The sequence below is a fragment of the Singulisphaera chitinilytica genome, assembly GCF_049331405.1.
Lineage (GTDB): Bacteria > Planctomycetota > Planctomycetia > Isosphaerales > Isosphaeraceae > PoT.
The window spans coordinates 6,399,993-6,414,182 of the sequence record NZ_CP186274.1; the positions used below are offsets into that span (position 1 = coordinate 6,399,993).

A 14,190-nucleotide genomic window follows, 5' to 3' on the forward strand; every position below is an offset into this window, starting at 1 on the left:
TCACTCCAGTGTGATGGTTTCGTCGAGGTTGAGGATGACGCTGGCGGTGGCGGAATAGGCCGCGAGGTCCTTGGCATCGATCCCCGGTATCAAGGGGCTGTCGCCGTGGCCGACGAACTTCGCCGCCGCGTCCGCGTCGGTCTCGTAGGTTTTCCGGTAGCGCTCGAAGCCTCGCTTGAGGACCTCGAGCTCGCGCGCCGTCGGGGGCCGGGAGATCGCCCGTCGGAATGCATACGCAATCCGGTCGTCGATGGTTTGGCCCCCCTCCGTCAGCATGAGCCGGGCGAGCTGCCGCGCCGCCTCGACGTAAGTCACGTCGTTGAGCAGCTCGAGCGCCTGGAGCGGCGTGTTGGTCCGGGGCCGCTTGACCTGGCAGACCTCGCGGCTCGGCGCGTCGAACGTCGACATCGTGGGGTGCGGGACCGTCCGCTTGCGATAGATGTAGAGGCTTCGGCGATAGAGGTTCGGCCCCTTGTCCTGCACATAAGGGGCTTCCCCCGCGCCTCCCGCCAGCTCTTCCCAGAGTCCCGCAGGCTGATAGGGCTTGATCGAGGGGCCGCCGAGCTTCTCGGTCAGCAGGTCGCCGATCGCCAGGGCGTTGTCGCGGACGACCTCGGCCGGGAGCCGGAACCGAGGCCCGTGGGCCAGGAGTCGATTCTCGGGGTCGCGCTGGGTCAGCTCGGCGCTGGCCTGCGACCCCTGGCGATACGTCGCGCTCGTCACGATCAGTCGATGCAGGGCCTTCACGTCCCAGCCGCTGCGGATGAACTGGATGGAGAGCCAGTCGAGCAACTCGCGGTGCGACGGCGGCTCGCTCTGGAGCCCGAAGTTCTCGGCCGTCTTCACCAGGCCGTTGCCGAAGTGCTGCTGCCAGAAGCGGTTGACCGTCACGCGGGACGTCAGCGGGTTCTCGGGCGCGACGAGCCAGCGGGCCAGCGCGAGCCGGTCGCGGCGGGCGTCGGAGGGGAGCGGCGGCAGGCAGTCGGGCACCCCCGGCTGGAGCTTCTCGGTCGTGTCCGGCATCTCGTACCGGCCACGCTTGAGCAGGAACGTGTCGCGAGGCTGGGGCTGGTCTTCCATCACCATGACGGTGGCCACCTGGCCTTCGAGCGCGGTCCGCTCCTGCCGGACCTTGGCCAGGGCGGCGTCGGCGGCCACCAACTCGGGCGAGAGCCGCTCTCTGGCGAACTTCGCCAGCCGAGCCTGTTGCGTCGGGGTCCGCTCATTGGCCGGTGTCCGGGCGAGCTGATAGGCCGGGGCATCGATCAGGGTCAGGACTTCCTCCCGGCTCAGCGTGCGTCGGTAGATCCGCACGTCGGCGATCTCGCCGTTGAAGGGAGAGCTCGCCGACCTCTTGCCGAGCCGGAGCGGCTGCGCGGTGACGATCGTATCCTTGAGGGTATCGGCCTCGACCGCGAGCTTGGCGGGCACGCCGTTGACGTAGACGACCACGCCCGCGGCCTTGCTCGAGCCGTCGTACGTGACGAGGACGTGCGACCAGGCATCCCTCGGGAGCGGCGTCTCGGTCGTGACCTTGATGGCGTTCTGCGGCCAGGCGTTGACGAGGTGGACGGCGAGCTTCGCGTCGCCGACCATCACGTCGATCCCTCGATAACCCCCCGCCTCATCCATCTTGCTCAGGATGGTCCCGTCGCCGACGGGCTTCACCCAGGCGCCGTACGAGAAGCGGCTCGTCCGCTCGAGGTCCACAACCTGGCCCGCGTCGACGAACGAGGTTGGCTGGCCGTCGAACTTCACGCCCTTGCCGGCAGGTCCTTCGACCCAGTTCGGCTGGCCGGCTCCCGCAAACGAGGGGTCGGCCGGATTGCCGACAGACGAGAGGGCCTGGAGCGAGCCGTCGAGGGGAATCCGCAGGGCCCAGTCCTTCGGGTCGGGGGAGTTCGGCGCGACGCGTTGCTCATAGATCCAGCGAGCCAGGCGGGCGGCCATCCCGGCCTCGTGCTGCTTGACCAACTGCTCCGCGGCGGTGATCGCCGACGCGAGTTGAGCCAGGCGAGCCTCTTCCTCGGCGCTGGGGACCTGGAGCATGGGCGGGACGTTCCCGCGGGTCTCTGTGTAGACCCCCTTCTCGTTGACACTGTTGAAGAAGCCGAGGAACTGATAGAACTCTTTCTGCGTGACCGGGTCGTACTTGTGGTCGTGGCAGCGGGCACACCCCAGGGTGAGGCCCATGAAGACCGTCGCCGTGGTCTCGACCCGGTCGACGGCGTTCTCGATCCGCCACTCTTCCTCGATCGAGCCGGCCTCGGTCACGGTCCGGTTGTTGCGGTTGAAGCCGGTCGCGATCCTCTGGGCCCGGGTCGCGTTGGGCAGGAGGTCGCCGGCGAGTTGCTCGATCGCGAACTGGTCGAAGCGCTGATTGCTGTTGAACGCGTTGATGACCCAGTCACGCCAGGGCCACATCGACCTCGCGAAGTCATTCTGATACCCGTTGGTGTCGGCGAACCTCGCCTGGTCGAGCCATTCCATCGCCTGGCGCTCGCCATAGCGGCTCGATTCGAGCAGCCGATCGACGAGCCGGTCGTAGGCGTCGGCCCTCGTGTCGGCGAGGAAGGCGTCGACCTCCTTGGGGGTCGGCGGCAGGCCGGTCAGGTCGAGCGAGACGCGGCGAATCAACGTGACCTTGTCGGCCTCGGGCGTCGGCCGGAGGTTCTCGGCCTCGAGCTTGTGCAGCACGAACTGATCGATGGGGTTCCTCGGCCAGGCCGCGTCCTTGACCTTGGGGGGCTCGGCGGCCCGGGGTGTTTCCAGGGCCCAGTGCTTGCCCCACTTCGCCCCCTGGTCGACCCAGCGCTTGAGGGCCTCGACCTGCTGGATGGTCAAAGTATGTCCGGACTTCGGAGGAGGCATGACCTCTTCCGGGTCTTTGCTGATGATGCGGTGGATGAACTCGCTCTCCCCGCTCTTGCCCGGCAAGATGACCGCGTCCTGAGTGCGCAAGGCCCCTTCCCTGACGTCGAGCCGGAGGTCGGCCTGGCGCGTCTTGGGGTCGGGACCGTGGCAGAGGAAGCAGTTGTCGGAGAGGATGGGCAGCACGTCTCGGCTGAAGTCGACGGAGCCTGAATCCTCAGCTCTGGAAGGAGTTACGGCTGCAAGCCAGGCGAAAGTCGCCAGGAATAGGGCGATCCATCGACGGCGATCGATTGAGAGTTCCGTTCGCATGACTTCCTTCGGAAGATTCACGAGGGCGGGGGCACGATCGGGGAGGAGCTTCGCCCCTTATTATCGTCGCAAGTGGGACTTCTCCACAACAGGGAAACATCCTTCGAATGAGGACTACTGCCGTCGTGGGTTTCGCGTCCCCGAAGGACTCGAGGACGCGTCGACGGGCCCGATTGAAGTCGAGGGAATTACGCGAATGCTCGACCGCTATGGTCTGTCTCCGTCTATGACAGAGAAAGGGTGGACCACTTTAAAAGTGGTACTATGTTATAGTGCTGATTTTCTAATGCTGATATCGCCGCGGATCCGGAGGATTATATCTCTCGAAGGGGAGAACCTCATGGATCAAGCGGGTGGAGGACGTAGGGTGGGGCGAAGCAGTGTAAGTCTCTGATGGGCGAGGTCGCGGGGTGTGGAGTTATGCCAGCGAGCGTGTTGTGGAGTCTCGTGGTTCGAGTCTGGTTGGGCGGGGTGGAGGCGGGGCGATTGGGACTTGCCTCGAGAGTCGGGCTCGAGCCCTATCACCGAAGGGGGTGGTCACCGGTGTGTGGCCCGAGGCAAGGGGAGAGGTCGCGTGGCATGACGTCAGACTTCCAGGGTGCGGCCGATCATCCGTCGGACGCGACGCAGGGCGTCTTCGATCTCGACGAGCCCGCCGACCTGGATCAGGGAGAAGATGATGCGGTCGATCTCGCCCTCGGCCTTCATCAGGATTCGATCTCGCTCGGACGTCCGCGACGGCTTCACCTTCGAGTGGTTGGTGTGGACGCCATTCGAAGACGCCAAGGACTTGGAGGCCGCGGGCGCGGCCGTCGAGGCTTCCTTGGTTGCGGAGGCGGAAGACCTGGTTGACTTCGACTTCTTCTCTCCGGAGGTGCCCTTCGTCCGAGAGCGGAGGTTCCCCGCGAGGCCGAGCTCGGCGCGAATCTTGTGGACGAGGGTCCCGCTGATGGAGCCCTCGTGCCCCGCATCCTTCCAGGCCTGATTGACGAAGACGGGGTTGGCCTTGGGGTTCTTCTGCAGCACGTCGACGACGAAGGCTGTCTTGTTGGTGCCGTTATTTGTTGCCGCGACCATGGATTCCTCTCCACAGGTTTCATGACAGGCCGACGAGAGCGACGAGTGTAGCATAGCTCACGCGGATAATTACACCGAAGTCTCCCTCAAAATATCAGAATCTGCCGTAAGTTTATTTATGGTCGTGTCATTTCGTTGAGATTAAAACGAGCGATGGTGCCTCCCTCTCCGACCGCCCATCCTAACGAATGTGAGCTTCGGAAGTCCGCCGCGTGAAAACCGCGTAAATTCAGCGGAATCCAGGTCTCCCCATCGTCCCGAGAGACCTCCCCTCCCTCTGGCCCGACTGTAACCCACGCGAAGGGGCCCGCGCCCGGCAGCGACACGATCGCGGAGCGAAAGCTAAGCCCAGGTTCCTTCGCGATCAAACTCCACGTCCGCCCGCCATCGATCGTCTTAATCAAATTGGGGGCCGGTTGTACAGCATTACGATAGTCGCCCCCCACGGCAATTCCATGGTCGGCGTCGCGAAAGGCGAGCGAGAAGATCCCTTTCGATGGAGAATTGGCCGGCAGTGGTGTTTCATGGACGGTCCATGTCCGCCCTCCATCGACCGAGCGGAAGACGCGAGACGTGGCAGCCCCGCCGGTGCCGAACCAGGCGTTGCGATCCCCCTGCACCGCGAGGCACGTCCCGCTCGCCGCGAAGGCCCCTTCCTTCGCCAGTGCCAGGGGCATCCCCTCAGGCGCGATCGGAGCCCAACTCTTCCCGGCGTCGTCGGTCCTGAGGATCATGAACCGGCCATCGACGGGGTCGCCCATGGCGATACCGTGCCGGTCATCCCAGAAGGCGATGGCGTCGAGGAAACCGCGGGGATCCCGGTTGATGAAGGACGCAACCCACGACCGGCCGCCGTCCGTTGTCGCGTAGATCCTCGACTGTTCGCCGGGGCCGATGGAGAGCAGGCAAGCATGATCCGCCGTGAAAGCATGAACATCACGGAAGTCGAGCCTGGACCCGTCGGGGACTTGCAGCCGCTCCCAGTGGTCCCCTCCATCGACGGTCCTGAGGCACGTCCCGTCCGCCCCGCTCGCCCAGGCCACCGACGGCCCGACCATGCACAAACCTCGGAGTCGGCTCGTCGTCCCGCTGGATTGGAGCGACCAGGGAGGCTCGGCCCCGGAACTCGTTGTGCTCACAACACATGCGATAGCCAGGAGGCACGCGGACCAACGCGAGGTGTATTGGAACTGGAGCATAATCAACCTCGGAGCGGACTCGGGATGCAGGATGCCGACGATCCTCGACGAAATGCCACCGTAGAGCAAGGAGGCATCCGTCAGTGACTCCACAGGATCACTGGTAAATCGGCAGGATGGCGAGAGGTTGGTGTGATGTTAATGAGATATGTGTTTTTAAATGTGTGTCGTATTCAGCGGGGGGATCATCATGATGGAAATATCATGAGCGATGATGTTCGGATTGCCTCATCGTCGTGATAGGCCGGATCGCGCCGGTTTCTCCGGGCTCGGCTCCGATCGCCGGCAGGCTACTCTTCCTCGAACCGGATCGAGGCTTCATACCGGGATCTCGTCGCCCTGCGATAGGCCCAACGCAGGATGATCAGCATCACGAAGAACAGGCAGACCACGGCGAAGACGGGGAGCAACACGGCGAAGATGGTGACGAAGATCGAGGCGAAGAACTCGAAGACGGACAGGACCGGGTTGGCCAGACCTCCGGTCGTTGCGGTGCTGGCCCCTCGGCCAAGCGCCAACGAAGACCTCATGGCCGCCGCGGTCCCGCCTCCCGCGATGATGGCGAGCGTGTACCGGGCGAAGGGATCGAGTTCGGCGATCGCCCCGGCCGTGAGGACGGTCCCCGCAACCGCCGAGGCCGGAAGGGCCATCGCGTCGAGCGCGTGGTCGACCATCGGGATCAAGTAGCCCAGGAACTCGACCGCGGTCGCGACCGAGAGCACGACCAAGGCTGGCGTCGAGCCCACCCACCGGAAGCTCTCATGCGGGCTGATGTAGCCGAGGTGCATCCCCAAGCTCATGATCAGCAACGGCACAAACACGCGGAACCCGCTGGCGGCGCTGAGGCCGATCCCCATCGAAAGGCCGATGATCGTTTCCATGACATCTCTATGGGTTTGGCGTCAAGCTTCATGCGTATGTCAAACTTTCAAAACTCAAGACTAACCATGGTCTTGATTCCCGTCCACTTCGTATTGATTGAAAGAAACCCAAACCATGCAAATGGTTGAGTTTGCCCTGAGTTGGCTCCAGCCCCTTTTGTCAGGGGTTTTGTGTTCCATGGACCTCAAAGAACTGATCTCTGAATGCTCTTTTCTATTTTCTTCCAATGAGGTTGTGCCAGCCGTAAGCGGAGATAACTCCACGATGCTTGTTGCACACTGTTGTAGCAGCCTTTGATTTCGCTCGCAGAAGCCTAAGTCGTGAAATCGGAATAACCTGCGATGTTCAGCCCGCTCGAGTTCGTGGAGAAAGACTGCGTGTTGCACGCATAGAGAATTGCCCTGGGAATTCTTGAGTCGCGCCTGCACATCAGATCGAGGACAATTGTATAAAATGGGCAAGTGCGGCCGAATGAGGGTGGGAATGTCGTCTAAGTTGGAGGCGAATCGTGATCGTCAAATGGCAAGTCCAATCAGAACTGGACGGGCTCACAGCAAGAGGTGCTGAGCGGCATAACCGTGAACGAACCTTGAGCTATATAGAGGATCAGGCGTCGTGTGGATCACGAAAGTAGAAATGATCAATCTTTTAATGAATTGGATTTGAAATTGAATTGTGGGTTGTGTGCTATGGCTTGCGAGCGTTCGGGGTCCGCAGGATGCGTTCGGGCAAAAAGGATGGGGTGGCCTGTCGCTTCGGAGACATTCCCGGCTCGTTTGGGATAGAATCGAACCTAAACCAATCGAATGAAGAAGGAGTCCGCGTGCGAGCGGACGCGGGAGTGGTACTGATGACGACGAAAGACGAGATCGTGAAGGATTGGTTGCCTCGATACACCGGGCGCCCGCTGGATTCCTTCGGGCGTTACATCCTGCTGAGCAACTTCTCCCACTACGTCGAGCTGTTCGCGGAGCGATTCGGGGTCGAGATCCTGGGGCGTGACCGGCCGATGCAGACGGCGACCGCCAGGGACATCACCATCATGAACTTCGGGATGGGGAGCGCCATGGCGGCGACGGTCATGGACCTTCTCTCGGCCATTTCGCCGCTGGGGGTGCTCTTCCTCGGCAAGTGCGGCGGCTTGAAGAAGGCCAAGGTCGGCGACTTCATCATGCCGATCGCGGCCATCCGGGGCGAGGGGACGAGCAACGACTACCTGCCCCCCGAGATCCCCGCCCTGCCCTCGTTCCGGCTCCAGAAGTCCGTCTCGGCGATGCTCGTCAAGCACGGCCACGACTACTGGAGCGGCACGGTCTATACCACCAATCGCCGCGTCTGGGAGCACGACGACAAGTTCAAGGAATACCTCCGTACCAGCCGCGCCTCGGCCATCGATATGGAGACGGCCACGATCTTCGTCGTCGGCTTCGTCAACCGCATCCCCAAGGGGGCCCTGCTCCTCGTCTCGGATAACCCGATGGTGCCGGAAGGGGTCAAGACCTCCCGCAGTGACATCGGCGTGACCGAGAAATACGTCAAGACGCACCTCGAGATCGGCGTCGATTCCCTGATCGAACTGCGCGACTCGGGCGAGTCGGTGGAGCATCTCCGCCTCGAGTGACCTGAACGACTCTTACCGCCGCGAGGCCCGCTTCTTCACGAACGTCGTCACGTCCTTTCGACCCGCGGGCGTCGCGAGGTAGCCGCCGAGATAGCCGGCCAGACCGACGCCGACGCCCGCCACGAGGAGGATCAACCGCTCGACCTTCGACGCCGACGAACTGGGGGAAGGGATCAAGAGCGAGCCGAGCCCGGTCGTCGCGAACAGGAGCGCCATGCCCATCAACGGGGGGAGTAGTGTGCGCCTGAGGTAGGTCGAGACGCGGATGTCGAGCGTGCGGAAGAGGTAGATCCCCGGGATCAGGAGGTTGGAGATGAGGGTCGTCGACACCGTGCCCCAGATCACCCCGACCACCCCGAGCCGGAGCGTCAGGTAGTAGCTCAGCGGGAAGTTGACGAGCGAGCCGATCAGCGGCGAGATCGACACCACTCGCATTTTGCCCACGCCGAGCGCCATCTGGGAATGCACCGAAAGCGCCAGCGGCAAGGTCGCGATGAGGAAGAGCCGGAGCCAGGGGGCGTACGGGGCATAGCGAGGGCCGACCCATAGCTCGAGGAAAGGCCTGGCGAAGATCCCCGCCAGCAGCGTGATCGGCAGCAGGAGCCCGATCAGGAGCCGAGGGGCGTCGTACTTCACCCGGTCGAGGCCCTTGAGGTCCCCCGCGGCCTCGAGGCTCGCGACGGCCGGTAGCACGAGATAGGCCAGGGTCCAGCCGAGCTGGCGGATCTGGATGAAGGGCTTGCTGATGTTCTGGTAGATCGTCAGCGACGGACCGGTATCCGCGTCCGGGAGCGCGTAGCCGAGGATCGTCGTGTCGAGCTTGTCGGCGAAGACGACGCTCAACTGCATCAGGAACATGTAGAAGCCGACATGGAACAGGGCGCCGAACTCGGCCGAGGTCGCCCCGCCGAAATGGGGCCTGTAGCCGAGCTCCCGGGTCATCACCCGCAAGCTGGGCCCGAGGGTCAGCGCGACCTGGACTATGGCGTGCGTGGCGATGATCCAGACGAAGTCGACGCCCAGCCTCAGCCCGACCAGCAGGATGAGGAACCGGAGCGCGAGGAAGAGGAGCTCGAGCCTGGGGAGGTACTCATAGCGCCTGGCGGCCTGGAGCACGCTCGACGTGACCGTGATCAGGCCGTACATCGGGGCGGATAGCGCCTGGACCCAGAGCAAGCCCACGATGATCCTGCGAGGCTCCCCCTGGAACTTGAGCGGCAGCCCGAAGTAAGCGACCGAGAGCAGGATCGCCACCTGGACCATCGTCACGGCCATGTAGAAGGTCGTCCCGCAGGCGATCAGCCGGTTGACGCGGTCGCGATCGTTGCGGGTCCAGGCCGCGGTCATCTCGCGCTGGAGGGCGGAGTTCATGCCGAACTCGAGCAGGAGCTGGACGAACCCGAACCCCGACGCGAAGACGAAGGCGTCGTTGGCCGGGAGCCCGATCGAGTTCTGGACGAGCGGGATACTCCAGAACGAGGTGACGATCAGCAGCGGGGTCTTGAGCGCGAGCCAGAACGTGCCGTGCAGGAGCTTCCGCAGGACCGGCGGAGGAGCGGATTGAGAAGGCGGGGACGCTGGAACTGTCATGTCGGCTCGGATCTCTTGCGGGGCGGAGGCACGGCGACTCCTGGACTTGTTTCGCGAGATGATATCCGCGACCGACCGTCGTCAGGCGCGTCGAATTCCTTCGGCGACGGCGATCAGATAATACGGCTTCTCGCCCCCCCAGACCGATCGGCGGCGGACCCGATAAGGGTCGAAGAGCCTGGCCGAGGGGGATTCCGCCGCGAGGATGCTCGCCCCGGCCGAGTCGCGCGCCTCCTTCGAGAGCTCGCTGCGCTTCGCCGGACAGAACCACGTCGATAATCGCCAGAACCCCTTGATCCGGAGCCAGGCCGATTGCTCGGCCGCGATCGACCTTAGGCTCCACCAACCGGCCGATTTGGGGAACTGCGTGAAGAGCTCGATCGTCTCGAAGTATTTCGAGAGCAGGACGACGAATTCGGCCTCGTCCAGCTCGTTCTCGTGGAAGGGGTTGTGCTTCCCCTGGTCGCTATAGACCGGGCGGTTGGGCGTGGAGACGATGAGCCGGCCCCCCGTGGCGAGGATCCGGACGCACTCGGCGAGGAACGCGGGCGGGTCGTTGAGGTGCTCGAGCGTCTCGAACGAGACGATGAGGTCGACCGACGCGTCGGGGAGCGGGATGGCCTCGGCGTTGCCCTGCCTGGCGTCGATCCCGTACTTGCGGTGCGCGTGCAGGCAAGCCTCTTCCGCGATGTCGACCCCGATGACGGAGGAGGCACCGGCCTGCGCGAGGGCTGCGGCCCCGTAGCCTTCGCCGCAGGCGATGTCGAGGACGCGCCGGCCTTTGGCATAGTCCCTGGCGAAGCGATAGCGGCCGACATGCTCCCAGAAGGTCCGGGCGCTCGCCCGCTCGGGGACCATCCGTTCGCCCGTGTAGTCCATCGCCGAGGCGTCGTCGTGCATGCGAAATCAGCCAGGAGCGTGACGATTCGTGGCAACCCGCGTCGAGATATGCCACGGGAACGAGGCCCTTCGGCGGGCGCATCATAAAGTAGAATAACACCCTGCGACAATGGGAGCCCTCGGAGAATCCTCGCCGAGCGTCGTCGCCGGCCGATCTGTGCCTCGATTGCCACAACGGTTAGAATCTGCCGGGAAGCTCGGAGGCTTCTCCCCAGGGAAGGCGCGATCCTCGACGATCCTCTCGGAAGGAAATCAAAGTGGTCCCCTCCTTCGACCAGATCCAGCGCGCGGCGTATCTACGCTGGGAGCGGCGGTCTTATCAGCATGGCCAGCACACGGAAGATTGGCTTGCTGCCGAACAGGATCTCCTGTTCAGCCTGAATTACGAAGTCTTCGCCTATTATCCGATCGCCGACGGCGAGAAACGCCTGATCGGCAACAAGGCCCGCCCGGTCTGCCGCTTCTGCGAGCGGACTGCGCCCGGCGTCTCGTTTCGTAATGATGCCCTCGCCCTGCCCCAGTTCCTCGGGAACACCTCCCTCTTCACGACCGAAGAGTGCGAGGAATGCCAGGGCCTCTTCGCCGAGGAGGTCGAGGGGGAACTCCAGGCCTTCCTCTCCCGTTTCCGCGCGGGCTCGTCGGCGGGGGCTCGCGAGCGTTCGCGCCTGCCCGTCCCCATCGCGGCGCTCAAGGGCCTCACCAAGCTCGGCCTCTCGATCCTGCCCCGGCGGGAGCTCCAGGGATTCGAGGGGGCGATCGAGTGGGTCAGTAACTCCGACCATGACTTCGACTCGAACCTCTTCACCGAGGCCCACGGGTTCTTCCACGTCCTGAACCAGCCGATCTCGCAGCCCTGGGTGGCGCTCGCCAGGCGGACCGATGCCGACGCCCCCATGCCCGCGATCTTCTTCTTCCTCGGCACGGGGCACCTCGTCGCGCAGGTGGCCTTGCCCCTGAACGACCAGGACGAGGAGCTCGACGGCATGGAGATCTCGGTGCCCACGGTCAGCTCGCCGCTGGGTCCGGATCGGATGGAAGGCATGGTCGCGCGGGTGTCATTGCCCATCGCGCTGGCGGGTGCACGCCCCGTCGCGTTCTCCCGCTAGATTTCGCATGTGGTCGCCTCCGAATCCCGCGAATCCCTTGTGAGGGCGAATCCCGCCGATCGACTTCAACTCGCCGTCGTGGTACCAAGGTAGGGCATCGAAAAGATGCGAGGCCCGAAAGGCCTCCCCACGTAGTCGAGGCTGACCGCGATTCCCACGCGGAACCGTGCGGTCGTCGGAATTCGAGCCCCCGAGGGAGACGGCCGATGCCGATGTTGGAGTATCCGAGGCTGTACTGGGCCCTGGCGATCGGCCTGGCCATCTTCTCCGCACGCGCGACGCTGGCGGCTTCCGGCGAGGAGGCGAAGTCCCCGGGCGTCATCAAGTCCGAGTTCCTCTACGAGAAGGCGTCATTCCCCTCCTGCCACGCCTCCACCATCGCCGAGTCGCACGGAGGCCTCGTGGCGGCCTATTTCGGCGGCACGGATGAAGGCAAGCCGGACGTCGGCATCTGGGTGTCTCGCCTCGGGCCCGAAGGGTGGTCGCAGCCGGTCGAGGTCGTCAACGGCAAGCAGGCGGACGGCAAGCAATTCCCCTGCTGGAATCCCGTGCTCGTGCCGATGCCCGACGGCCGCCTCGTGCTCTACTACAAGGTCGGGAAGACGGTCCCGGTCTGGTGGGGGATGCGGACCACCTCCACCGACGGCGGCAAGACCTGGGGCACGCCCGAACGCCTCCCCGAAGGGATCCTCGGGCCGATCAAGAACAAGCCGATCTTCCTCCGCGACGGGACCCTGCTCAGCCCCTCGAGCACCGAGCACGCGGGCTTCCAGATCCACGTCGAGCGCAGCCAGGACGCCGGGGCCACCTGGACCCGCACGGCCTCGCTGAATGACGGCAAAACCTCGGGCCTGATCCAGCCGACGTTCCTCACCTACCCCGACGGCCGCATCCAGCTCCTCTGCCGGAGCGAGCAAGGCCGGATCTACGAAGCCTGGTCCAGCGACCAGGGGGTCACCTGGACCCCGCCCGAGCCCACCAAGCTGCCGAACCCGGACAGCGGCATCGACGCCCTCACCCTCAAGGACGGCCGGTCGATCCTGATCTACAACGATACGCCCAAGGCGCGATCCCCCCTCAACGTCGCGACCTCCAGGGACGGCAAGACCTGGACCCCGGGGCCGGTCCTCGAGAACGTTCCGGGCGAATACTCCTACCCCGCCGTCATACAGACGGCCGACGGCCTCGTGCACGTCACGTACACCTGGAAGCGCAAGCGGATCAGGCACGTGGTCATCGATCCTGCCTTGATCAAGTCAGTGGAATGATAGGTTAATGCCGGGGCTGGAAGAGGCCTCGGCACCTTCAGCATCAGGTGAGTCAGCAGGGAGACGACAGATGAAAGCGAAAGTATTGTTCCTGGGGGCCGTCCTGGTCTCGGGCCTGGTCTCGCCCGCCCTGGCGCAGGATCAGCCGAAGGATGAGCGTATCTTCACCCGCATTCATGACGTGATCTACGGGCGGAAGTTCGGCACGGCGCTGACCCTCGACGTCTTCACGCCGAAGGCCGGGACGAACGGGCTGGCGATCATCTGGGTTGTCAGCGGCGGCTGGTTCTCGGCCCACGAGTCGATCACGCCCGGGTTCATCGATGAGTACCTGAAGCGGGGCTACACCGTCTTCGCCGTCGTCCACGGCAGCCAGCCCAAGTTCACGATCCCCGAGGCCATCGCCGACATGAAGCGGGCGGTCCGATACATCCGCGCGAACGCGAAGGAGTATCACATCGACCCCGACCACATCGGCGTGACCGGCGGCTCGGCGGGAGGCCACCTCTCCTGCATGCTCGGGACCGACAGCGATCCCGGCGATCCGAATGCGAAAGACCCCGTCGACCGCGTCTCGAGTCGGGTCCAGGCGGTCGCCTGCTTCTTCCCCCCCACCGACTTCCTCAACTACGGCAAGACCGGCGAGGACGCCATCGGCCGGGGCATTCTCGCCGGCTTCCACGCACCGTTCGACTTCCACGAGTTCGACCAGAAGACCAAGTCGTTCGTCACCATCACGGACGATGCCAAGATCCGCGAGCTCGGCAAGCAGATCTCGCCCATCGAGCATGTCACGTCCGACGACGCCCCCACGCTCATCATCCACGGCGACGAGGACAAGCTCGTCCCGATCCAGCAGGCCGAGACCTTCATCGCCAAGCTCAAGAAGGAAGGCGTCGACGAGAAGCTCATCGTCAAGGCGGGCGCCCAGCACGGCTGGCCCAACCTCCTGGGCGACATCCCGACCCTCGCCGACTGGTTCGACGACCACCTGAAGCCCAAGAAGGCGGCCCCGGAAACCGCCCCGAAATGACGTGAGCCTCTGCCCTCGGCTTCTTCGCCGAGGCTGGTGATGCACCGAGCGAATCGAGCGGGCCGCCGGGGCGATCATGCCGTCCCGGCGGCCCGTTCGTCGCGATGGCGCCGTTTTGAAGGGCTGCCAGGCGGGCTCCGTCCAGTTCCGCTCAAGGGCGGTGCCGGGCCCTGCCGACGTTCACGATAGCGAATTCACCTCGAAACACATCGCGATTCCTTTTGCCCTCGACGCAGCGAAAGGAACCGCTTTTTTTTACGCCTTCAGATTTGGATGGGTCGGATCCTTCTGGCGAGAGTCGGCCTATTTGCCTGGTTATCGAGGCTCCGCA

At 64.2% G+C, this 14,190-nt stretch carries 10 protein-coding genes; 4 read left to right on the forward strand and 6 right to left on the reverse strand.

Translation table 11 applies throughout. From position 1 onward, the window contains the following. The 4 genes from ACOYYX_RS25355 to ACOYYX_RS25370 form a co-directional block, all read right to left on the reverse strand. Complete coding sequence (locus ACOYYX_RS25355; RefSeq protein WP_422924869.1) at window positions 1-3,183, reverse strand: DUF1553 domain-containing protein; 3,183 nt, start codon at window positions 3,181-3,183, stop codon at window positions 1-3. Between the two features lie 585 nt (window positions 3,184-3,768). Continuing rightward, window positions 3,769-4,260: a hypothetical protein gene (locus tag ACOYYX_RS25360; protein WP_422924871.1), complete on the reverse strand. Its 492-nt coding sequence runs from the start codon at window positions 4,258-4,260 to the stop codon at window positions 3,769-3,771. A 116-nt stretch (window positions 4,261-4,376) separates the two neighbouring features. Then, a complete protein-coding gene (locus ACOYYX_RS25365) occupies window positions 4,377-5,318 on the reverse strand; it encodes a WD40/YVTN/BNR-like repeat-containing protein (protein WP_422924873.1) in 942 nt (313 codons plus the stop codon). A 431-nt stretch (window positions 5,319-5,749) separates the two neighbouring features. Further along, window positions 5,750-6,340, reverse strand: coding sequence for a DUF4126 domain-containing protein (locus tag ACOYYX_RS25370; protein ID WP_422924875.1), 591 nt, complete (start codon window positions 6,338-6,340; stop codon window positions 5,750-5,752). 851 nt (window positions 6,341-7,191) lie between these two features. On the opposite strand from ACOYYX_RS25370, the gene ACOYYX_RS25375 reads away from it, so the two are divergent. Then, window positions 7,192-7,962: an AMP nucleosidase gene (locus ACOYYX_RS25375; protein WP_422924877.1), complete on the forward strand. Its 771-nt coding sequence runs from the start codon at window positions 7,192-7,194 to the stop codon at window positions 7,960-7,962. A 12-nt stretch (window positions 7,963-7,974) separates the two neighbouring features. Here ACOYYX_RS25375 and ACOYYX_RS25380 read toward each other — a convergent pair whose 3' ends face one another. After that, window positions 7,975-9,552: a polysaccharide biosynthesis C-terminal domain-containing protein gene (locus ACOYYX_RS25380; RefSeq protein WP_422924879.1), complete on the reverse strand. Its 1,578-nt coding sequence runs from the start codon at window positions 9,550-9,552 to the stop codon at window positions 7,975-7,977. A gap of 81 nt (window positions 9,553-9,633) precedes the next feature. Beyond that, window positions 9,634-10,452: a class I SAM-dependent methyltransferase gene (locus ACOYYX_RS25385; RefSeq protein WP_422924881.1), complete on the reverse strand. Its 819-nt coding sequence runs from the start codon at window positions 10,450-10,452 to the stop codon at window positions 9,634-9,636. A gap of 257 nt (window positions 10,453-10,709) precedes the next feature. Here ACOYYX_RS25385 and ACOYYX_RS25390 point away from each other — a divergent pair, with 257 nt between their 5' ends. From ACOYYX_RS25390 to ACOYYX_RS25400, 3 genes are all read left to right on the forward strand, one after another. Further along, window positions 10,710-11,558, forward strand: coding sequence for a DUF2934 domain-containing protein (locus tag ACOYYX_RS25390; protein WP_422924882.1), 849 nt, complete (start codon window positions 10,710-10,712; stop codon window positions 11,556-11,558). A gap of 212 nt (window positions 11,559-11,770) precedes the next feature. After that, the gene (locus ACOYYX_RS25395) at window positions 11,771-12,826 is read left to right on the forward strand and encodes a sialidase family protein (protein WP_422931663.1); all 1,056 of its coding nucleotides are present in this window, start codon (window positions 11,771-11,773) and stop codon (window positions 12,824-12,826) included. A gap of 70 nt (window positions 12,827-12,896) precedes the next feature. Next, complete coding sequence (locus tag ACOYYX_RS25400) at window positions 12,897-13,859, forward strand: prolyl oligopeptidase family serine peptidase (protein WP_422924884.1); 963 nt, start codon at window positions 12,897-12,899, stop codon at window positions 13,857-13,859. The last annotated feature ends 331 nt before the right edge of the window (window positions 13,860-14,190 follow it).

Coding starts and splice junctions, on each gene's coding strand:
- ACOYYX_RS25355 (WP_422924869.1), bottom strand. CDS start 3,183: ATGCGAACGGAACTCTCAATCGATCGCCGTCGATGGATCGCCCTATTC.
- ACOYYX_RS25360 (WP_422924871.1), bottom strand. CDS start 4,260: ATGGTCGCGGCAACAAATAACGGCACCAACAAGACAGCCTTCGTCGTC.
- ACOYYX_RS25365 (WP_422924873.1), bottom strand. CDS start 5,318: ATGGTCGGGCCGTCGGTGGCCTGGGCGAGCGGGGCGGACGGGACGTGC.
- ACOYYX_RS25370 (WP_422924875.1), bottom strand. CDS start 6,340: ATGGAAACGATCATCGGCCTTTCGATGGGGATCGGCCTCAGCGCCGCC.
- ACOYYX_RS25375 (WP_422924877.1), top strand. CDS start 7,192: ATGACGACGAAAGACGAGATCGTGAAGGATTGGTTGCCTCGATACACC.
- ACOYYX_RS25380 (WP_422924879.1), bottom strand. CDS start 9,552: ATGACAGTTCCAGCGTCCCCGCCTTCTCAATCCGCTCCTCCGCCGGTC.
- ACOYYX_RS25385 (WP_422924881.1), bottom strand. CDS start 10,452: ATGCACGACGACGCCTCGGCGATGGACTACACGGGCGAACGGATGGTC.
- ACOYYX_RS25395 (WP_422931663.1), top strand. CDS start 11,771: ATGTTGGAGTATCCGAGGCTGTACTGGGCCCTGGCGATCGGCCTGGCC.
- ACOYYX_RS25400 (WP_422924884.1), top strand. CDS start 12,897: ATGAAAGCGAAAGTATTGTTCCTGGGGGCCGTCCTGGTCTCGGGCCTG.